The organism is Paenibacillus sp. FSL R5-0713 (genome assembly GCF_037973325.1).
Taxonomy (GTDB): domain Bacteria; phylum Bacillota; class Bacilli; order Paenibacillales; family Paenibacillaceae; genus Paenibacillus.
The window spans coordinates 380,011-401,948 of sequence record NZ_CP150229.1 but is presented as its reverse complement, the minus strand read 5'-3'; the positions used below and the strand labels follow the sequence as shown (position 1 = coordinate 401,948).

The following is a 21,938-nucleotide window of genomic DNA, read 5'->3' as shown; positions in this document are numbered from 1 at the left end:
ATTCTTCTTCTATTCCGGTTTGAACCGTTCATACCTTCGATTAACGTGCATAACCTATGTATATCGACTGTCTTGAACTTCTTTTAACAGAATTGGAGGAAACCTATGCCTCAACCTTTTGATTACATCGGGTATTGGGAGAAAACATATCGCTCAGGTGAAACTTCCGGGAGAGGTTCATACGGAGTATTGGCTGAATTCAAGGCCGAAGTCGTGAATGGACTGATTCAACGTGAAGGTATTCATCGAGTCATTGAGTTTGGATGCGGGGATGGCAACCAGTTGCAATACATGAATTATGAGGACTACCTGGGCGTTGATGTCGCCGCTTCTTCGATAAAACGCTGTGCTTCCCAGTTTGCCAAAGATCCGTCCAAGAGCTTCATGCTGTATACACCAGGCCTGTGGATTAACCGTGGTTTTCTGCAATCCGATCTGACGGTCTGTCTGGATGTGTTATATCACATCACGGATGAAACCGATTTTCGTAATACCCTGTATGATATTCTGCACTCTTCAACGGCATGGGTGGTGCTTTACACCCGTTTGAAAGAAAACGGCACCCCCGGGGTCGATACCATCCAGGATCGTAATCTGTTCCATTATCTCTACGACTACCCGGATTTCAAGGTGTATGAGATTATTCCGCAGCGATATCCGGATCAATCATCTGCCGACTTTGTTATCCTGAGACGCACATCTTCGAAGTGAAAAGTGATTCTTTCAGTAGAGCATAGCTAATTCTGCACCCCAACCGGACCCGTATGAATGAGATATTCATACGCCAGATATTCATTTGTTTTCCTTCGATTATGTACACCATCCGCCTGTCCGCTCACCTCGATTGTCTATTCAAAGCTCAAGCTTGGGTATACTCCGTCTCCAATAGAAGGGATAGCTTTCCTGGTACTGGAGACAACCTTATGCGGACAGGTGATGATGGATTACAACATTCTCAGTTCTCCATTCCTCTTTTTAAAATAACCCCTCACGCCCACGCAGCTTCGCCAGCGCTTCCATATAGAAATAATCGCCGTATATAATCGGCACATTCAGCCCTCGCCCTTCCGGGTAATGCACCGTTCCCTGCATGATCAGACCTTCTTCCGCTGCCGAGTCACCGGAGCTGTAGTGCTCATGCAAGCCGCGGACGATTCGCTCTCCCGCGGCGGCATAGGTTTCCCCGCGTGGCGACAGCTTCGCCAGCTCTATAAGCCCGCTTGCGGCAATCGCCGCAGCGGACGAGTCCCACGCCACCTGATGCTCCGCAGGTGCGCGGAAATCCCACACCGGCACGATCTCTTCGCCAAGCATGGCGAGGAAGAAATCGGCCGCACGCTCCGCTGTCTCCAGATATCGGGCTTCGCCCGTATACCGGAAAGACAGCGCAAACCCGTGCAGCGCCCAGGCGGTGCCCCGCGCCCAGGCGGAACCTGGAGCATGGCCCTGTCCGCCATGCTCACGCAGCTTCTGCCCCGTGTGTGGATCGAACTCCACCACGTGGCAGATGGACCCGTCAGCGCGGATGAATTCGCGCGCCACGGTGTCCGCATGTGCTTCCGCCAGCCAGCGGAAGCGAGGATCGCCGCTCTGCTCGGATGCCCAGTAGAGCAGCGGCAGGTTCATCATGCTGTCAATGATGGCTACGCCGCGCGTATCCATTGCTGACGAGCTGAAGTTCCAGGCGCGGATGAACTCACCGCGCACATGGAACCGGGCAGCGAGCAGGTTGGCGGCGAGCATGCCGCGCCGCCGTCCATCCATGCTGCCCGTCTGGCGGTAGTTGGCTACGCCACTAAGCAGCCAGATGAACCCCAGATCGTGATCCACCGATTCGGGATCACGCAGACAACCTTCCAGCTGCCGCTCACAACTTTCGGCAATGCGATGCATCGGAGCGACCGCTTCACTTTCCGGTGCATCCCCATAGACCAACCATAACAGGCCAGGCCAGAAACCTGCTGTCCACCATTCCGGATCATTCTGGTCATAAGTCCCTTGCGGGGCAATGTGCGGAAATGTATCCTTGATCCGCTTTGCATTCCGAATCGTTTTGGCAGCTCCCTGTTGCCACGCTTCCTCCAGCCATTTTACCGACGTTGATGTGTTCATAAACATATCCCTCCCCGATTCAATACCGGACATCTCTGCTTGATGCTCCAGATCGATCTCAACTTATCTCTAGTGTCTTATGCCGTCACTACAATATCGATCAGCTAAATATCACCAATCATCCACGAATAACACGTTTAACTATGCTTCGAGTGTTTTGCGATGTTTCAGATCTAATGATCCTCGACCTAAACGCCTTCCTGTGTAACCTCACCCAATCGGACCGTAAAGGTCAGACTACGTGCTCCGTTCACTTCAATCCGCGCTTCTTTCAGCAACCCATTACGGGAAGCCACGACCTGATCCTCCAGATGAATAATGGCTTCCTGATCCAGCGCTGTAGATTCGACATATGCCCCCCGATACGTAGTGCGCACACTTTGATCCGTATGGGTAATCACCGCCTGTTCACGACCATCATGGAACATCAACGGAATGAGTGCACCTGCCGCCACAATTTCCCCTTGGAATTCATACGTTATGGTCAGCAAGTCTGCCTGCTGCACATAATGAGTGCGCAAGGTTTCAACACCAGGCAAGGGACCAACCCATGTCACAGCAAAAGAATTCTCTGAGGCGTTTATCCCCTCTTCCGCAGATCTTTCCGCCAAATGTCCCTCTACTTGATTCGACGTATTCTTCCCCACTTTTTCATACACGATTGACCCACCTCCCTGAGCAGGGTCTAATCCAACATCCCGATCATACGCACCACCCGATGGAATACCCTCTGCAAGGCTATGCCATACCCCATCTGGTGTCTTCCAGGCAGGACAATAACTGAGCGGACGAACCACCCCTTCGGCAAATTCCGTGAATCCGGCCTGCACATGGCTGGCAGCGGACGGACCAATCAGACCAGGTAACCCCGTCTGCTGAATTCGTACCAAACCAGGGATCGTATACGGATCATTCATCGCTGTGTGTACTACCAGTTGCTGACCAGGTACGGATGCAATCACGGTTTCGAACCACCCATCGGTCTGCAACACTCGGCTGCCCACCTCGGAAGGAAGGTACACTTGGCTCACTTGGTCTCCCGGATCACTGAGACAGGCGTGGGCCAGTGCTGCTGCTGTCCACAGGTTGTAACACGTGTGGTTGGTATAGATCTCATACCCGTGGCGATCTTCTGGCGCGTATTCATTGCGCACGATTTTCAGGCGCCCATCATCCATTTTCCAACGCTCTACAGCGGCAAAACACCGATTAGCCGCACGTGCAAAAGCACCAGCCATCACCGGATCTCCCGCCTCCAGAGCCTGCGTTACATGTGTAGAACATACATAAGCTGCTGCCGCTTCATTCCACTGGTGCTGGGAGCTGCGACCACGCGGTGGAATCTCACCAAGCGGCGAGAGCGTCAGTAGCGAGCTGAAGGCACCATGGCGCAGCTGCTCACCTAACCTATCGGCAGTGGCTCCCTCGTAACCCGCTTCAAGCATCACTCCAAGGTGATAACGGGTGGCAATATCATAGGAAAATGGACAATTCGGACGGTCCAGCGGTCCATCTTGATACAATCCGAGTGCCGTAAATCGGGGGATATGATAGGCTTCCAGATAGCGATCCATCCACGCTGTATCTTCACTTGCCAGCTGTTCATGCCACCGCAGATATTCACCAGAGATCATAATGGCGTTCCAGTTAATCATGCGATTGGGATTATTCATGTTGCTCATTGTAAATACATAATCTTGTTCAGGATTAATCGTTTGGAGTGCTTCAGCCCATATCTCGGCTTGTTCTGGCAGATGTGACTTCAACAACATGTAAGCTCTCATCATGAGTACCGGATAAAAATCAGGGTGATTGTCAGGTGCGCTACGTTTGACCAAGGCATCAATGCTCTGAGAGAGGGCTGCTGCTGCGGAGTCAAGCAGATCTGTACGTCCGGCGTCAACCAGAACCGCCGCAGCCATCGCATACGCTGGTGTAGAGTAATATCTCTCGACACCCGAGAACGGATCGATGATTGCACCATCACTGTCCTGATACGGGGTGTAAGCGCGCACAATACTCTCCACAAGTTCCAGTTTGCGATCCTGATTCCAGCCGTCTGCCGGAGCGGGGCCCGCTTGTTCTGCCAACGTCCGGTAACGTTTGAGTTCATCTTTCCATGGATATGTGGATGCAGATGTATATTCACTCATGCATGTTCACCTCGGTTTCTCCCTTTTTCGGTTCAATGATGAAGCGTACCTCACATACCGTTTCAAGTGGGTCATAACCTTCGATCCGATGATCGCTGTCGCCCACTGCCCCTATCCATGATAGTGACGTCCGATAGAATGTGACGGGAACATTGTCATGATCAACTGTGTCCATTGCCTCCGTAAAGACTTGCCAGTGGTTCGCATCATACGCCATATGGACCGTTCCATGTACACCTTGCCAGCGAAGATTACCGCTCTTCACCACCTCAGGCTGCACTCTGCTCATCCACCGCTCCACAATGCTTGAATAGCCTGCATCTGATTCATCCGCCGAAGAGAACGGTTCTGCTGGAAACTCCCTCCTGCTCTTCCATTGAAAATGGTCAATGAGACGCAATTCTGCTCCATTACTGCTACCGCCAGAAGCCATCTTCCAATGGAATTGACGTGTATAACGAGCCAGTGAAGCAACAGGATATGCCGAAGTTAGATCCAAAGTTGTATCCAGTTCACCGCCATCCTCTGCCAGCTTTGCCTCTAACACATGGGCTTGCGCTTGCCGGCCCGAGCTTTGCTCCTGGCCCTCAATGAGCGGAACACTATGCCCGGATGACGAGATGTGGAACAGGCGCTCCCTGCCTGGTGCAAAATACGCTTGGGTATACAACCCTGCTCCTGGATCACACAGAATATTCTCACCACCGCAATGGATAATGAACTGACCCAGATCATTATGGTTGTGAGGTTCATCGTTATGCCCACCTTTAACGGAAACCGCCACATGAAGGGGCGCGCCGCTGGAACGTTGATTACCCGGAGAATGAAGCACCCCCTTCGCCATCATCCAGCCCAGATTTTGAAAAATAAATCCACGTTCAACCTGTCCAGAGACTCCTTCATCACCGTATACTGCCGGATCGCTCCACATCACGTTCCGCAACAGATGAGCCCAGCGATGACAGGGATCATCGGTAAGCAGTGGAATGTGAAGCGGCAGATCTACCTGCAATCCCACCTGGGACGCGAGCAGGGAGAGTAATCCGGAAGGAATCTTTTCCTGCTCGGCGCTGTCCGAATAATTCACGAATGTGCCGCCCGACAGATGAACTCGCAGCGGGAAGGCTGCGATGGCTGCGATTTTGGAACCCATCAGCAGATCCAGTTCGCCCTCACTGTACTCACGAAGCATCTCGGCATAATAGGTGAAATAACCGAAGCCATATACCCAATATCCAATGCCTTCAGCACAGCCGCCATCCTCGCCATATCCGCTCAGGAATGCATTCATACAGTTGACCGTATGGGAGATCGATTCCCGTAATGTAGATTCATCCTGAAGTAGCAACAATGCGGCCATACCACAGCAGCCACCACAGACTGCTGACCAGTTATGATCCGCTGTCTGCCAGTGGAACTTCCGTTGATCTCGGTAAAGCGGGGCGAAGATTCGCCGCTCTGCTTCAAACCTGATCCGTTCTGTGACAAGACGATCCAGCCGATCGGCGTGAATGGTCACCATCTCTGCCAGCATATGTACTGTCTCTGCGGCGAACAGATCAATGTTTCCATTCACCTGATCGACCTCTCCTGTACCCAGATGTGCGGGCAAACACCACGTATACTCACCACACACGTCCCACAGCATTTCCTCCAGCACTTGCAGCGCATCCAGCCTAGCCGAATCCAATGCGAGCATCGCCACAGCAGCCAACCTGCCCCTTCGATCGAAATAAGCCTGCTCATAGGCTTTCCGCTCACCCGTCTCGCTGAACTGGCGATATAGACGGAACGATAAGGAAGGCAAGGGTTCGTTCAAGGCGTGTTCACCATAAGCCTTCAAGTCCGTGTATAACGTAGCCAATTCAGGCCGGAGCAACTTCTCTCGGAGTCTGTCGGCATCTAGGAAGCTTGCTGCTTTTCTTTCATTTCCACGTTGGTTTATGTTTTCATTTTCGACTTCGTGAATGGAATCTTCCACTGGATTCACCACTCTTCGTTAATGGATTGTCATACCTATATTATAATGTAATCGATTTCAATTTACCGGATATAATAGCACTTTTGAAGAATTATCCATTAGAACCCTCCACCACGTTACGTCCTTCTCCTTCCCAACGAAAAAAGACGAAGAACCTTCGTCAGGTCCTCCGTTGCATTATGCCTGTCAACACAGGCTTTTGATGGCTATCTCATGTTCTTAACTATTTTATATCATCAACTAATTCTGAAACCCTTTAACGCTGCTGCCCATATCGCAACTGTCTGTTGTTACACAATCGCAAGCGGAGAATTCTGTACAACAGACAACCATTGGCGTGCAATCAGCTCATGACCTGCCGCAGTTGGATGTACGCCATCCCATAACCAGTACGCTGCATCCGCCTGCTCCAGAGCATCATTAAACGTCTGCTGCAATGGCACCCACACCGCTCCGAATTCTTCCGCAAGACCTTGAGCCAATTTCTGATATTGACCGATATACGCTTCCCAGGCATCCCATTTCTCCGCGGTCGCTCCGGTTCTCAGAATAAACGGCTCCATCAAAACCAGCCCCGTATCCGGCATCACTTCCCGTGTTTCTTCGAGCAAATGGCGATACGCCCGTCCAAAACGATCCGTTACCCCGCTAGGTTCACCATTCATCGTGCGCCAAGCATCATTCACCCCAATCAGGATGCTGATCAGGTCCGGTTTTAGACTAATGGTATCCTCATTCCAGCGTGCGTACAGATCAGATGCCCGATCCCCACTGATGCCTCTGTTATAGAAGGTCTTATGTTTGCCCGCCAGTTCCATACCCAGTTTGCTGGAGATCAGATACGCATATCCGTGTCCGAGAAAATGATTCGGATCATCATTGCGTGATCTTCCCCCATCTGTAATCGAGTCTCCCTGAAACAATATAACGGATGGACTTGTACTCATAATTGAAATCGTTCCTTCCTCTTGTGCAAAATGGAAACACTGAACACCTCAGTCTCCATTTTATCCCTTTCGGCTACAATAGAAAATAGCGTTTTCATCACAAAGTGTGGCCTTCTTAAGAATCCTTCGGTTCCTTCTCCACGTGGCCTCCGCCCTGAAAGGCGGTCTCATCCTGTTTATCGGGTACGCCCCTAAGTTTTGCCTCTTCCCACAGCTCGGCCGCATCATCCTGTGGAATGTATCCAATCTTCTGAGCCAGATAGCCAATATCATAGTAATTGTCTGTATTCGCCGAGGTTCCATACAGATTCAAATACTTCATATCCGAATCCGCTTCAATACAGCATTCAGCGAGCTGAACCATGTCTCTTGGTGAGATCCAAATATGAGCCGAGCGCTGCGAGTGCGGGTATGTATCACCAGAGAAGTTTCCAATCCGAATATTGAAGGAGGACAGATCATATTTGTCGACATAATAACGTCCCAGCAGTTCAATATAACATTTGCTAAGTCCGTAGAAGCTGTCCGGTCGGTACGGATCATCCACTTCAATATCCTCACCTGTAGGATAGAATCCTGTCGCATGATTGGAACTTGCAAAGATCACTCGCTGAACACCGTTCAACCGTGCTGCTTCATACACATGGTAGGCCCCGGTTACGTTGATCGGTAGAACTTTGCCCAGAAAATCTTCCTCATCCTTAGCCCATGCAATGTGCAGAACGGTGTGAACCCCCTGCATCAGTTCTTTAAGACGTTCCCCGTCTGTCACATCCATGGCTACAATGCCAGCTTCCTCATCCTCACGCAGATCCGCTGCAACGGTATCATACGTCCCCTTGGCTCTCAGCCCCTCCAACAGACTGCGACCAATGACTCCGGCAGCTCCCGTAATTAACAGCTTGCGCTTCAGTTTACTCATGAATCCAGCTCCCTTCGCTCAGATAGGCTATCTGTCCTTTATAGAACAGTATTAACCGATCAGGGGAGGAAATTACCGGATGTTATAATACAACCAAGCTATTATCCGATCCAATATCGCAAAATCATCATAGCCACAATACCGACCAGTACGGTTCCAAGCAGACTGCGTGTCCAGATCGCTACTGCAATCGTCGGCAGGGAAGCCCACAGAGCTGCATTATGCGTAATCGGCACCAACTGGTTGTCCGACATGAACAGTTCCTGACCAATCAATGCTGCCATGACCGCTACGGGTACATACTCCAGCCAACGCAACAACCACATGGGAATCTGTATCTTGCTGAACAGCATCAGTGGCAGTACACGCGGGATAAATGTTAACAGCGCCGACCCCATAATAATCCAGAATACATCCCATCTTACTTCCATCGTTCCATGAACACTCCCAACGTTGCCGCAATGACCGCAGCCACAATGACACTCATGCTGCCTAGTGAAGCCATGCTGGCGAAGATTACACAGACCACAGCGATGATCGCCACATTGATATGTATTTTTTTGTTTTTACGATGCACCAATTGGAGTACAACCAGTCCAATAAACATCGCAGGCAGGGCATAATCCAGACCCAGTCGTTCCGGATTGGTGATCCAGCGTCCAAAGTACGCTCCCGCCATATTAGCCACGAACCAGTTCAGATATGCGGTAATATTCAGACCGTGCATCCACCGTTCGCTAAGCCTTTCCCTACCAATCGCCCGTGTCATCGCCACGCCGAAAGACTCATCCGTAAGCAATGAACCGATCCACATATTTTTAAGCGGGGTCAGATGCCGAAAATACGGTGATACAGCTGCGCTGAGTAGCAAATGACGAAGATTCACAAAAAATATGGTGAATATGATAGCTACTGCTGACCCATTCGATGCGAGCATGCCCGCCGCAATGAACTGGGCCGATCCTGCATATAGAATCAGGCTGAGCAGCGCCGTTTCCGCCAGACTCAGACCTGCGGTCATTTCAATGACACCCGCTGCAAAACCAATACTCAAATAACCAAGCAAGGTTGGGATACAATCTTTGACCCCCTGCATGAATGTAGCATGATCCTGGGCCTCTTTCATGTTTTCCTGTCCAGATATCTGTAGTGTACTTTGGTCCAACTGCGGTACAACCCCTCTCCAATTTTTGTCTCCATCAACCGATATATATGGATGTAGATCCATCCAGGTCCATTTTTCATGAAAACAACTTCTTTGTGTATTCAACATGATCAGTTACATGCCTTGTGGATTTCGCAATTTGCAAAATTTCATTTCACATTAATTTAGAAATATACCACAAGATGTGCACTAAGGGAGAGACAGATTCTTTTTTATAGAACAGATGTAATCCTAAATACCTATAAAACCGAAAAATATTTTCATAAAACTCATAAATAATGTTGAATAAACTCGAATTTTGTCATACGATAGCACCAGAAACATCTGGAAAGGATGGAATGAACTATCTTTTACCAGATTGACTTGTCCACCAGACATAGGGATGGGTTACACAGAGGGGGAATGTGTATGAAGAAGATTAATAAACAAAGGGCCAGAAGAACGCTGCAGATGAGAGAGAAACTGATTCTGTCATTTGCCATTGTTCTACTCATTCCCACAATCAGTCTGGGCATTATCTCGTTCCAAACTGCCGAGGCCAAGGTCGAAGAGAAAATGTATGAGAACGCAATTAGCAATGTTACTGTGCTCAACCAGACCATTGATCAGATCATTGGCGCAACACGTAAGAATGTTGATTTCTTGGCAAGTCAGCTGGATGCAGGCAATGTTGGACCGAACCAAGGTGACGAGACGGATACCATACGTACCTTGCTTGACGCGTATAAGGAAACCCATGATGACGTGGAACTTGCCTCCATCGGCACAGATCAAGGCGTGTATATTAACTCCCCTGTAACTGCGGTGAACAAAGAAGGATACGACCCGCGCGAACGCCCGTGGTATCAGGCTGCTACGCAGAACAAGGATGTCCCTACCGTAATCACCCCTTACATATCAAGCAATACCGGCAATGTTGTTGCTTCGGTAGCTCAGACCTCGGCAGATGGACACGGTGTCGTCTCTGTAAGTCTTTCGCTTGAGGCCCTCTCCCAGACGGTTAATTCCACAAAGATCGGTGAGAAGGGTTATGTCTATATCATTGATAATGCCAACAAAATCATTGTACATCCTACCGAAAAACCGGGAACCGAAGGAACCATGGAACCCTATAAAGATATTTTTGCACAGAAGAACGGAAGTCTGACTTATACGCTAAACGGAAACCAGGAACACGCCTTTTTCTCCACTAATGAAACGACAGGCTGGACCGTGGTCGGTGTCATTGATAGTGGTGAAGTAACGGCATCTGTCCGGCCTATCTTGTACACCACACTTATCGTTATTGCGATTGCGATCGCTGTAAGCTCCATCATTATATTCTGGATTGTGCAATCCATCACCAAACCGCTGAACCGCTTGGTGAAGGCATCTGACGAGATTAGTAATGGTAACCTGACCATCGAGGTTGCTGTATTGGGACAGGATGAATTCGGCAAGCTGAGCACCAGTTTCAATAAGATGAGTGAATCCTTGCGAACCGTTATTCAGGACGTGCGACACACGGCTGACGAGTTAACCACCTCTTCCACACAGTTGGCAGTCAATTCATCCGAGACAACCAAAGCCACAGAGCAAGTTGCCCTGATCACGGAAGAATCTGCAGCTGGACTTGAGAAACAAACCAGCAGCCTGAAGCATACGGCACAGCAGATGAATGAGCTTGCTGGAGGTGTGGGGCAGGTAACGAACAGCACACAGCAAGTATCCGAAGCTGCCATGCAAGCAAGTGAGCTCGCGGATAAAGGGAATGCAACCATGCAGACGGCCGTATCCGAGATGAGTTCCGTTAGTCGCTTTGTACAAGGTATGGCAGATACTGCTGGACGACTTGGAAAGCATTCCACATCCATTGGTGAGATGGTATCTGTCATTACAGATATCGCTGCACAAACCAATTTGCTTGCTCTCAATGCTTCTATTGAAGCAGCACGTGCAGGTGAGCATGGACGTGGCTTCTCCGTTGTTGCCAGCGAAGTTCGCAAGCTCGCAGAACAATCCAGCCTGTCCGGCCAGAAGATTGTAGAGATGGTTGGAGCGATTCAACAGGAGATTTCATTGGCCAATCACAATGTACAGATCGGGCAACAGGATGTAAGCAATGGCATTCGTGCTGTTCAGTTTGCAGATGAAGCTTTTGCCCAGATTAGTCAGGCTGTCGGGGTCGTCAATCATCAGCTTGAGAACATTGCAGCCGCCTCACAGCAGATGTCTGCAAGTACAGCCGAAGTAGTGCAATCCATTCATCAGATCCACGCGATATCTGAAACCAATGCCGATGGAACAGAGAACATCTCCGCTGCTACGGAGGAGCAAGTGGCTTCCATGCAGGAGATATCTTCCTCTGCTGATTCCCTTGCTCATCTGGCTCACAAGCTGCAGAAGCTGGTGGAACAATTCAAGCTGTAATCGTTATCGTGTAAAAGATTAGTTCAACTTATATAATAGGTAGTCTGTAACACCCAAAGCCCCTTTGCCATCATATTGGCAAAGGGGCTTTGGGTTACAATAGGTCAGGCATTTTAAAGAGGAACCTGTCCCGCTTATTCAGCAGATGGCTTTTTATCTCCGTGGTACCCTTGATCTCCATAGGGCTCTAACTGTTCAAACCAACGGTTCAGACATTTGGCGAGTGCATCTTTGGGATCGTAATATGGGTTATCATCTGGCTTCAATGTCTCCAAGACTTCGATCACAAACGCATTTTCTCCATATTCATTCCATTCAGCCTGCAACCTCCGATTCAGATGGCTACCCATCTGTAGCATAAACCGTTGTCCGTTAATGGTTTTCAAGTTAAGCGTGCTGTCGATATAGACTTTGTTGTTACGTTCATTCCGAATCTGGTAGACACCTGCTTCCGTTTTGACTTCCTTCGCCTGTTCCTGCAATTCTTTGCGACGATTCATCTTCTCCTGCTCCCCCTTTTCTTTGCGTTCCTGTTTTCCATCTCCGGCACTCTGTTCATCTGTGCGGCTTCCCAACCAATACTGACTGCCGTCTGACTCACGCTTGAGCAAACCATAGTCGATGAGATACCTCCGTATTTCCACGTAATCCTCATGAACTTCCTTCAGCAGCTCATTGGCCTGTTTTTCGGAATATTGGCGCTCTGGATCGAATCGTTTGGCTATCTCGGTGAGCACGATATATTTATGCTTTTGCTGCATATGAAACGTCGTCAGTGGACCACCAGTACCCTCCGGAAAATATTTATTCAGCACCTTCTGCCGATCCTGTTCTGTAATATCAAATGAGCCAGGATGGATCGTATGCTCATGTCTTGTCACCGGTGACACCCATTCGGCTGGAGCCTGGGTATCCTTGCTTTTGAGAAGTTCCATTAATGCCAGGAATATCTTGGCCTGCCGTTCCTTCTCCTTCAATACAAACCGATGATTCCGGATTGTGGAGGCACTCCCAATACCAAGGGCTTTCTGTACTTCAGCATCCTTCTTGCCTTCATGAAACTGAGCCAGCAAACCACGCTGGACATCAGACAATCCGGTTACGCTTTTATCCAGCTCCAGCAAGTACTCAAATACTGACCCATGCACCTTTTCAATATGCACACGCATATAACGGACTGCCTCATAGAGCACCCCTTCTTCGGGGTAGATAATCCCCGCTTCCGTCCTGTATCCACAGCAGACGCATACATAGACGGGACCTTCCTCCAGATAACCACGCTTGATCTCTTCCAATGAAGCGGTTTGCAACCAGGTTTCTGATGATTTCATGGTAAAACTCCTTTTATTGTTATGGTCATTTTAACCGAATAATATTTAACTTAATATATTTATGTTTGTTCATTTATAGACATATTATTATTTTGTTTGTAATATGTCAACATTTTTGAAAAGGACACTGTGTTTAAGGACATCACGGTCACCCCTTGTTTAACAAAAAAAGACCGCAGGGTCGTAACCCTGCAGTCTCATCGCAGAAAGGGCATTTTAGCTCCTTCCCTAAACATGTATCTTCACTTATTTTTCCAGTATCATCACTGTTACAACTTAAACCGTTCAATCATGCTTTGCAGATCTTCAGCCATACGTGACAATGCTGCCGAAGATGCTGCAACCTCTTCCATGGTGGCCAGTTGCTCTTGAGCTGCCGCCGATCCATCTTCCGTTCCAGAGGCAATTCTGTCCGACAGAACCATTGTATCACTTACCGCCTTGTTGATATGACTCATGCCGCCATCAATCTGACGGGAAGCCGCGGATACTTCTCCAGCTTGTGCAGCCACCAACTGAACCGCAGTACGAATGTTCTGGAATGCTTCGCCCGCTTCGGTAACCATCTGCGAACTCTTCACCATACCTTCTCCCGTACGGGCAAAGGTCGATTGCACTGCATTGGTTTTCTCCTGCATTTCGTGCATAAGCTCATTAATGCGCTCTGCTGAAGCGCCTGAACTGTGAGCCAATGTTTTCACTTCGTTGGCTACAACAGCGAATCCTCTTCCTTGCTCGCCAGCTCTTGAAGCTTCAATGGACGCATTCAATGCGAGGATGTTCGTCTGCTTGGCAATGGCCGTAATCTCGGCCACAATCACAAGAATCTCTTCATTTTTCGCGCGCAGATCCTCAATGACCACAGACATGGCCTTGCTCTCGTCATTCACCTGCTGAATATGGGTAACCGCTTCTTCCACGGTAACCATACCCGCTTCCGACTTGGTGGAAGCATCAAGAGCGATACGAGCGGTGTCCTCAGCACTGGATGAGATCTCTTTGACTCCAATGGACATTTCTCCAACGAGTTGGCCTGTAGCAGCGAGACTATTGTTCTGCAAAGTTGTTCCTGCAGCTGCATCCTGCATCAGTTCAGCAACCTGCTCTGTAGCTTTGGATGTCTGCTCGGAACTTGCCATGAGCTCTTCAGAAGATGCTGCCAGCTGGCTTGAAGTATCATGCACCTCTCCAAGTACACTACGCAGTGAAGTCGTCATCATATCGAAGCTCTCTCCAAGCTGTCCGAACTCATCCTTGCGCTGCAAGCCTACACGAACGGTTAGGTCGCCTGCACTTACTTGCGATGCTGCCTGTGTTAGTTGTAGTAATGGCCGATGAATGCTGCGGATAATAAAAACAAGCAGAATCAACCCGATAACCATTGCAGATGCCACGATCGTAATTGACCGGATCAGAATAGGCATGACGGCTTCCGTTGCTTCCGAAGGAACCATCTCGCCAACAATTTTCCAGCCTGTCACCGGATTGGTGAAATACACTGCTTCCACTTCATGACCCTCATATGTATACTTCACGGTTCCACTGTCTTTCGTATACATTTCATTAATATAGCTTTCATCTGATTGTGTACCGGATTCTACATTGTAGTGGAACAGGAATTTACCCCCGTTATCCAGCATGTACAGTTTTCCCTCTTTACCGATGCGAATCTGATCAACGGATTCTTTCAGATGATTGAGACTGACATTGGCCCCGAATACCCCTTTGCCGTCAGCCAGCTTGACCGCTGCGGTCACAACCCATTCACCCGTAGAAGCCGATTGGAAGGTATCCGAGATTACAGGTACATCCTGAGACATGCCCATCTTATACCATGAACGTTCACGAGGATCATAATTCTGTTCCTCGGATTGTGGGGATTTCATCCAGCTGCCATCTTCCGCACCTGCGGTGAGTACCCCCAATTCCTTATGACTCTGAGACATCCGATCCATCTGCCTTTGCAGCGCAGGGGATTGATTAATAATATCGTTTGAAGTCATACCCGCCGCCATCTGTGCCGCGTTATCCTTCTCCATTTCCAACATTTGATTTATCTGCAGACTAAGCATTTCCGTTTTGGCCTGAGCGGAACGAATAATTTCCTGCTTAACCTGGTCAGCAGCCTTTTGATAAGACAACCAACCGACGGTAATGCTCGGTACAATCAGGAACAGGAGTAATGCAGCGATCAGGCGTTTTTTTACGGTTAAAGTAAACCAGTTTCGAATCCTTTTCTTCATTTAACTATCCCCCATCATAATCTTCACCCATCCTTTTATCGGACAATCGCTGTAAAAATATTATGTATATATACTAAATTGGTACAAATTTAATCTAAATAATCTGATCAGATGATATGAATTATATCCTTTAATCGTTTTGACCCTCCAGGCGAGATCGTTTACAATGCTCATAAGTTGTCTATTCATGAAACGATTGGAAGGGGAGGATTCACATCTTACGTAAGTCACACATGCAACAACCTGTTTCCACAGTATATTCATCCATGTTTCGTATCCTGTTAGCGTTCATCCTGTGCGCAGGCCCGATTCTGGGACAAGCCGGTATCACGGCAGCCGCAGCCCAGACAACGCAAGCAGTTCACATTGAAGTGAATGGTGAGCAGCAATCCTGGAGGAACGCACCACTTATCATCAAAGGCTCAACGTTTGTTCCATTGCGGGATGTCGTCACATCCGTTAAAGGCACCTTGAAATGGGATAATCACACCAAGACAGCTACCATTACCGTTGGCAGAGACAAGCTGGTACATCAGGCTGGCAGTAATTCCATTAGGGTAAATCAGGTTGATCTTGCTACAGGTGTGAATTCACGTACCATTAACGGTACGTTGATGGTGCCTGTCCGGGCCATGGCCAATGCAATCAAGGCAGACATTAAGGTCCAACGAACAGCCACGGGTCAGATGAGCGTGAATATGGTCACGGATCAAGTCAGCCTGCTGAACAGCGAAGTTGCCAGCGTAGATACGTATCTGCGCGAGATCAACTATCCAGGTATGGCGCTGATTGCCCGCGATGGTGAAGTCCTGTTAAGACAAGGCTACGGCCTTGCCGATGAACAGACGCTGAATCGTCCGGATCAGAAGACCCGAATCGCATCGCTGAGCAAATCCTTCACGGCCGCGTCCATTTTGAGTCTCGTGGAGGAAGGTAAGATTAATGTGCAAGATCCAATCTCCAAGTATATCTCCGGCATTCCTAAGGGAGATCAGATCACACTGCATATGCTGTTATCCCAGACTTCAGGTCTGCCATCCGCATTTGGTCGGGGTGAAGGAACTTCCATGGAAGAGACTGTAGAAGAGATTCGCCACAAAACGCTGAAGTTTGAACCAGGCAGTGCATATCTATACAGCAACAGCGGGTATGTTCTGCTTGCATACGTCGTAGAACAGGTATCCGGCATGAGTTACGCCGATTATGTGCAGCAGACGATACTGAAGCCACTTGGCATGAAAAATTCGGGAGAGGCTTCCCGTAAAGTGCATACGATTAGTGGTTTTGTTCAACAAGATAACGCCTGGGTAACTGCTCCTTATTATGTTTCTCAATCCGGATCGGGCACCATCTATTCCACAGTAGACGATATGCTGAAATGGGACCGTGCACTGTATACGGACAAGATTCTAAGCCAGGATACAATTGAACAGATGTATGAGCCATACTCCGATAAAAACTATGGTTACGCCTGGATTCTCAAAGAGAACGGCAACAACCGTACCGTCTTCCATAACGGTAGTGGCGGTGGGTTCGCTACAGCCTTTTCACGTAATCTGTCCGATGATATCACGATTATCCTGCTCGGTAACCACGCAGGTATGGACATGACTTCACTTTTGGATGAAGTTGAAGCCAAGACAGCCCAAGCACTGCAATTGCAATAATGTATAATTATTTGTATACACATAACAAAGAGACGGTCCTATCAAGGATCGTCTCTTTGCTCTGCATATGTTTTTATTTTTACGGCCCATGATTCCACTTCACTCAACCAGCATTCATCTCTTTCCCATCCTGCAAAAGGCAGAGCAACTCGTATTCTCATCATTGCCAGGCATCCATCCATCCGTTCGTTCGTTCAACATCCGTCTACTTTATCGTCACAGGAAGCTTCCCTGCAAAAGGAATGTGTCCCATCAGCGCCTGAGCAACGCTATCCATGGCAAGTGGCCGGCTCTCGTAAGCCGCTACATAGACTTGTGCACCCGGAATCGCGAGCAGATCATAGGGACTTCGCAATGCCACCACTGCCAATGGCTTGCCCAGTTGCTGCAACCAGCCGATCAGTCGACACTGTGGATCACCGGAAGGACTTCCCGCATTGTAGGTACCTACCACAATCTGTCGAACCCCATCCTCTTCCGCTGCTTGAAGCAGACGTGCGGAACGAATGGCAACTTCCTCGGGCGTAACCACCCGATCAACAACATCCAGACCATACTTGGATAAAGCTGAGCCCAAGGTGAACGTCTGACTCAGCTGTTCGTCTGCAATCGTCGTCACGGACGTGGCAACCGTTATGACCAGCGTGCGTTCCGGCTTCAAAGGCAGCATATTCAGCTGATCGCGTACCAGCGTAATACTGTTCTCGCTAATTCGGCGGGCAACCTCTTGGTGTAATGAACTGTTGCGCTCAGACCCGCTGGAATGTGAAAGATCCTTTGATGAATCCGGGGAGGTCATATTTGAGAATGTACTAATCACTTCCTCATCGCCTGCACCGTGCAATTCATTCTCCAGCAACCCATGTTTCGCCTTGTACATCAGCAAGCGGGTCACTGATTCATCGATACGACTTTCGCTAATCCGTCCGCTCTCCACAGCTGCTAGCAACGCTTCAAATGCCTCTGCCTGAAGTTTGGACGTATGGCTAATTAATACCAGATCCGCTCCGGCCTCTACCGCCATCACAGCTGCATCGACCGTGCCATAGTTCACCGCAATGGCATCCATCTCCATACAATCTGTCACGATCATACCCTCATAACCCAGTTCCTGGCGAAGCAGACCGCTTAATACGGTTTGGGATAGCGTTACGGGCAGACCTTCTGGCTCCAATGCAGGGAAATAAATATGCGCTGACATCATGGCATCGACACCTTCGGCGATGGCGGCGCGGAATGGAATCAACTCCAGGCGCTCTACCCGATCACGATCATGAGTGATGATCGGCAGGTCCAGATGAGAATCGGTGTCCGTATCCCCATGCCCCGGGAAGTGCTTGGCTGTCGCTGCAATCCCGGCGTCCTGTATTCCCGCAATGGTTCTGGCCCCATATTCTGCAACGGATTGTGGAGATTCACCAAATGATCGTACACCGATGACCGGATTGACTGCGTTATTGTTCACATCCAGTACTGGAGCAAAGTTCATATTAATGCCCATGGATTTCAGCTCCAACCCACTGATATATGCCGCCTGATACGCATCGTCGATGGAACCGGCAGCGGCGATAGCCATTTGTCCAGGCATCAGAGCGATTCCTTCGGTAATTCGAGCAACCATGCCACCTTCCTGATCAATGGATATCCAGAGCGGCACATGTCCGCTGCTTTTGACAATCTGTTGTAGCCCCGAAGATAACCGTTCTACCTGCTCTGGCGACTCAACATTTCGTGCAAAATAGATCACCCCACCAATGGGATACTTTCTGAGAAAGGATTCCACATCGCCAGTAGCTTCAGTGCCATTGAAGCCACAAAGCAGCATTTGCCCGACTTTCTCACGCAAGGTCATCTGTTTCAGACGAGACTGGTATAACTTTTTTTGCCCAATCATTTCATGCCTCCCTCCGATAACCAACATCCGTTTATGGATATAACAAAAACGGCTTTCGCCGCTCCTTCCATTCTGCTGCCTGTACCTTCCACGCTTCCATTAAACAAATGAATTCCGTACGGTCATGAATGGTCTCCCTGACGGCCTTCCCTCCTGCCAGCAGGTCGATAAAGTACCTCGAACCCGGCTCAGGCGGCTCCAGCCAGCAGAATTGCTCCGGATAGAGTGACACCAGTTCATGCAAAAGCACTAGCCCCGTCTCTACCGCCCGGAATTTCCTGCTGTCCGTTACAAAGATCCTTACGCCACCACACAGCTCACCTGTATGTTTGGAGAATGTTGGCGACATGTACACTGGATGCACATGCACACCTTCCAGCTCGTATTCCCGAAATCGTTCCGCCAAACGCTTCCCCTCAACCCAGGGTGCCCCAATCCACTCGAATGGGCGGGTCGTGCCCCTGCCCTCCGATACATTCGTGCCTTCGAACAGGCACGTACCCGCATATACCCTCACACTGTCCAACGTGGGCATATTGGGAGAGGGCAGCATCCAGGGAAGCCCACAATCCGCAAACTCCATAGCGCGCTGCCATCCTTCCATGGCAACCACGTCCAATTCACAAGGTACATCCATCTCGCTGTTGACCATCAGGGCGAGTTCACCTACCGTCAATCCGGTACGTATAGGTAAACGCCAGGCACCCACGAGTGATTCATACCCAGCGTTCAGCACACCGCCCTCCACGACGTCCCCTCCCAATGGATTGGGACGGTCCAGAATCAGCATTCGTTTGCCTGATCGAGCGCATACTTCCATCATATGGAACAAGGTTGAGGCATACGTGTAATAACGGACGCCCACATCCTGAATGTCAAACAGGACCGTATCGACTCCTGCCAGCATTGCAGGCGTAGGTCTCTTGTGATCCCCATACAGACTGAACACCGGAATGTCCAGACGTGGATGATGCATGTCTCCGAATCTGACACCCGCCTGAAGTTCTCCATCCAGTCCGTGCTCACAGGCATAGAGCGCTGTAAGCTCGGCATTAGCCAGTCCCGCGCACACATCTATGGTCGATACAAAATCCGCTGTAATTCCAGTCGGATTCGTAATTAGACCGATTCGAGCACCTGTTAACCATGGATGCGATAACCCTCTCGACAGAAGGTCAACCCCCGTTTTTACAGCCGGCATCTGCCCGGTTCCATTCATCTGGCTCATTACACATTCCCCTGGCTGATCCACCCTGTATGCTGGTGATCATTACCGCCTGTTACGACAGGTTCCTCTTCAGGCTCCAGCACATTGAGAGCCACCTTATGCTGATAGATGGCAAACATACCTCCAAACAGTGCTCCGAAACCAACAACAGTCAGCATCAGCAAAGCAGTCAGGCACATGGCCTGAAAACAGGCACTCATCGTGTATCCCGGGTGACGGAAGAACAGCTTGACACTTTCCCCCATCGCCTGAAGGATGCCCATGTTTTTTTGTAAAACAAGCTGCCAGGTATAGAACTGTGACATCACAGCCATGAGAACAAAGAACGTCTGGAATACGCCTACCGCTGTACCTGTAACCCCACCCTGTCCACCGTAATACCACCAGGTTGACCATAGAATGAAACCAAGCACTGCGAAAAGCACACCCACTGATCCTCCCGGGATTATTCCCTTCACCGTTCCGAGCCAGATATCCTTAAGCCCATTGCGGCGTTCCTTGCGTTCCAGCCTGTGATGCATGGCATAACAGACCCCGAACAGGAGGGGCATATATATCAAGGCCAGAAGCAGCACCGCAATCGGTAGCGGAGCAAACATCAGAATGGGAACCAATACGATGGAGCTAACGACACTGTACAGAGCCACTGAAATAATGTCTCGATAGATTTCTGCGCCTGACTTGACCAACACTTCACTCAGCTTACGCATTCTTTGTTCTCCCCTTTCTTACCGTTCCTCTTCACCCGGCCCGGTCTTTTACTCCCGTCCAATCGCAAGCTCTGTCTCTGGATCAAAAAAGTGTGCCTTACGCAAGTCCAGCACAAAATTTTTGTCCATTCCTACATAAGCATGTGTTTCCGGGTGTACCTTGGCCGTAACCGTACGGGTACCGGAATGGAAATACACCAAATTCTCGGAGCCCAGATGCTCTACAACCTGAACCCGCGCCTGCAGCATATGGTCTGTCGGGATATTCGGAGCGACATCATCACCAAAAATATGCTCTGGGCGCAGCCCCATAATTACCGGCTTGCCTTGATAACTCTCAAGACGAGCAAGTACATCCGCTGGCAAAGTGAATGAGGCCCCCTCGATGACAACCTGTGTACCGTCAATCCGTGCATCAATAAAGTTCATTGCCGGGGAACCGATAAATCCGGCAACGAACATATTCCGCGGACTCGCGTACAGTTCTTTCGGTGAAGCCACCTGCTGAATATCGCCATGATTCATAACCACGATGCGCTCTCCAAGTGTCATGGCCTCCACCTGATCATGCGTCACATACACAATCGTCGCACCAAGACGTTTATGCAGTTCTCCCAATTCCACTCGCATCTGCACCCGCAACTTGGCATCCAGATTGGACAGTGGCTCGTCGAATAAAAACACCTGTGGATCACGGACGATCGCACGTCCCACTGCCACACGTTGGCGCTGACCACCAGACAGCTCACGTGGTTTGCGTTCCAGCATCGCTTCCAGTCCCAGAATGGAGGCCGCATTCTGTACCTGTTCATCAATATAGGACTTTGGCTTTTTCAGATTTTTCAGGCCAAAGGATAGATTTTCACGGATGGTCATATGCGGATAGAGTGCATAGTCCTGAAACACCATCGCGATATCCCGATCCTTCGGATGAAGATCGTTAACGAGCCGGTCACCAATCACAATATCACCGCTTGTTTGCTTTTCAAGTCCGGCAATCATCCGCAGTGACGTTGTCTTGCCACAGCCCGAAGGACCCACAAACACTACGAATTCCTTATCTTCTATAACAAAGTCTGAGCCGGCCACAGCCGTGAACGTTCCTTTATGATCGTCTTTGAATTCTTTGCGCACTTGTCGAAACTCCACGCGTGCCATAGGTAGATCCCCCTTTAC

Annotated in this window: 16 protein-coding genes; 3 read left to right on the top strand and 13 right to left on the bottom strand. The window is 49.5% G+C overall.

All coding sequences use genetic code 11. The annotated features are described in order from the left end of the window. Positions 1-105 precede the first annotated feature (105 nt). The gene (locus MKZ12_RS01935) at positions 106-711 is read left to right on the top strand and encodes a class I SAM-dependent methyltransferase (protein WP_339258448.1); all 606 of its coding nucleotides are present in this window, start codon (positions 106-108) and stop codon (positions 709-711) included. 264 nt (positions 712-975) lie between these two features. Here MKZ12_RS01935 and MKZ12_RS01930 read toward each other — a convergent pair whose 3' ends face one another. The 7 genes from MKZ12_RS01930 to MKZ12_RS01900 form a co-directional block, all read right to left on the bottom strand. Beyond that, positions 976-2,112, bottom strand: coding sequence for a glycosyl hydrolase (locus tag MKZ12_RS01930; protein ID WP_339258446.1), 1,137 nt, complete (start codon positions 2,110-2,112; stop codon positions 976-978). Between the two features lie 188 nt (positions 2,113-2,300). Next, positions 2,301-4,265, bottom strand: a complete 1,965-nt coding sequence (locus MKZ12_RS01925) for a glycosyl hydrolase (RefSeq protein WP_339258445.1) — start codon at positions 4,263-4,265, stop codon at positions 2,301-2,303. Further along, positions 4,258-6,246 (bottom strand): heparinase II/III family protein, encoded by a 1,989-nt coding sequence (locus MKZ12_RS01920; RefSeq protein WP_339258443.1) that lies wholly within the window; start codon positions 6,244-6,246, stop codon positions 4,258-4,260. The genes MKZ12_RS01925 and MKZ12_RS01920 overlap by 8 nt, the downstream gene beginning before the upstream one ends. Before the next feature lie 290 nt (positions 6,247-6,536). Next, complete coding sequence (locus MKZ12_RS01915) at positions 6,537-7,193, bottom strand: SGNH/GDSL hydrolase family protein (RefSeq protein WP_339258442.1); 657 nt, start codon at positions 7,191-7,193, stop codon at positions 6,537-6,539. Positions 7,194-7,308: 115 nt separating this feature from the next. Beyond that, on the bottom strand, positions 7,309-8,106 hold the full coding sequence (locus MKZ12_RS01910; RefSeq protein ID WP_339261279.1) for an NAD(P)-dependent oxidoreductase: 798 nt from the start codon (positions 8,104-8,106) through the stop codon (positions 7,309-7,311). Positions 8,107-8,216: 110 nt separating this feature from the next. Next, positions 8,217-8,546: an AzlD domain-containing protein gene (locus MKZ12_RS01905; RefSeq protein ID WP_062837141.1), complete on the bottom strand. Its 330-nt coding sequence runs from the start codon at positions 8,544-8,546 to the stop codon at positions 8,217-8,219. Beyond that, the gene (locus MKZ12_RS01900) at positions 8,537-9,241 is read right to left on the bottom strand and encodes an AzlC family ABC transporter permease (protein WP_339261277.1); all 705 of its coding nucleotides are present in this window, start codon (positions 9,239-9,241) and stop codon (positions 8,537-8,539) included. Before MKZ12_RS01900 ends, MKZ12_RS01905 begins: the two co-directional genes overlap by 10 nt. Before the next feature lie 447 nt (positions 9,242-9,688). Between MKZ12_RS01900 and MKZ12_RS01895 the strand changes: the two genes are divergently transcribed. Continuing rightward, the gene (locus MKZ12_RS01895; protein ID WP_339258440.1) at positions 9,689-11,689 is read left to right on the top strand and encodes a methyl-accepting chemotaxis protein; all 2,001 of its coding nucleotides are present in this window, start codon (positions 9,689-9,691) and stop codon (positions 11,687-11,689) included. Between the two features lie 134 nt (positions 11,690-11,823). Here the strand turns inward: MKZ12_RS01895 and MKZ12_RS01890 are convergent, their stop codons facing one another. Together MKZ12_RS01890 and MKZ12_RS01885 are read right to left on the bottom strand one after the other, a co-directional pair. Continuing rightward, a complete protein-coding gene (locus tag MKZ12_RS01890) occupies positions 11,824-13,020 on the bottom strand; it encodes a DUF2087 domain-containing protein (protein WP_339258439.1) in 1,197 nt (398 codons plus the stop codon). Between the two features lie 269 nt (positions 13,021-13,289). After that, complete coding sequence (locus MKZ12_RS01885) at positions 13,290-15,263, bottom strand: methyl-accepting chemotaxis protein (RefSeq protein ID WP_339258437.1); 1,974 nt, start codon at positions 15,261-15,263, stop codon at positions 13,290-13,292. A gap of 233 nt (positions 15,264-15,496) precedes the next feature. On the opposite strand from MKZ12_RS01885, the gene MKZ12_RS01880 reads away from it, so the two are divergent. Beyond that, entirely contained in the window at positions 15,497-16,930 is a 1,434-nt protein-coding gene (locus MKZ12_RS01880; RefSeq protein ID WP_339258435.1) for a serine hydrolase, read from the top strand. 205 nt (positions 16,931-17,135) lie between these two features. Here the strand turns inward: MKZ12_RS01880 and nagZ are convergent, their stop codons facing one another. From nagZ to ugpC, 4 genes are read right to left on the bottom strand one after another with little or no spacing between them, the layout of a single operon-like run. Further along, positions 17,136-18,824 carry a beta-N-acetylhexosaminidase gene (gene nagZ, locus MKZ12_RS01875; RefSeq protein ID WP_339258432.1) on the bottom strand — a complete coding sequence of 563 codons (1,689 nt, stop codon included), beginning with the start codon at positions 18,822-18,824 and terminating at the stop codon, positions 17,136-17,138. Between the two features lie 31 nt (positions 18,825-18,855). Next, on the bottom strand, positions 18,856-20,052 hold the full coding sequence (locus MKZ12_RS01870) for a DUF1343 domain-containing protein (protein WP_339258430.1): 1,197 nt from the start codon (positions 20,050-20,052) through the stop codon (positions 18,856-18,858). Then, positions 20,052-20,762 carry a hypothetical protein gene (locus MKZ12_RS01865; RefSeq protein WP_339258428.1) on the bottom strand — a complete coding sequence of 237 codons (711 nt, stop codon included), beginning with the start codon at positions 20,760-20,762 and terminating at the stop codon, positions 20,052-20,054. The genes MKZ12_RS01870 and MKZ12_RS01865 overlap by 1 nt, the downstream gene beginning before the upstream one ends. Positions 20,763-20,810: 48 nt before the next feature. Next, positions 20,811-21,920, bottom strand: a complete 1,110-nt coding sequence (ugpC, locus tag MKZ12_RS01860) for a sn-glycerol-3-phosphate ABC transporter ATP-binding protein UgpC (protein WP_339239168.1) — start codon at positions 21,918-21,920, stop codon at positions 20,811-20,813. Between the last annotated feature and the right edge of the window lie 18 nt (positions 21,921-21,938).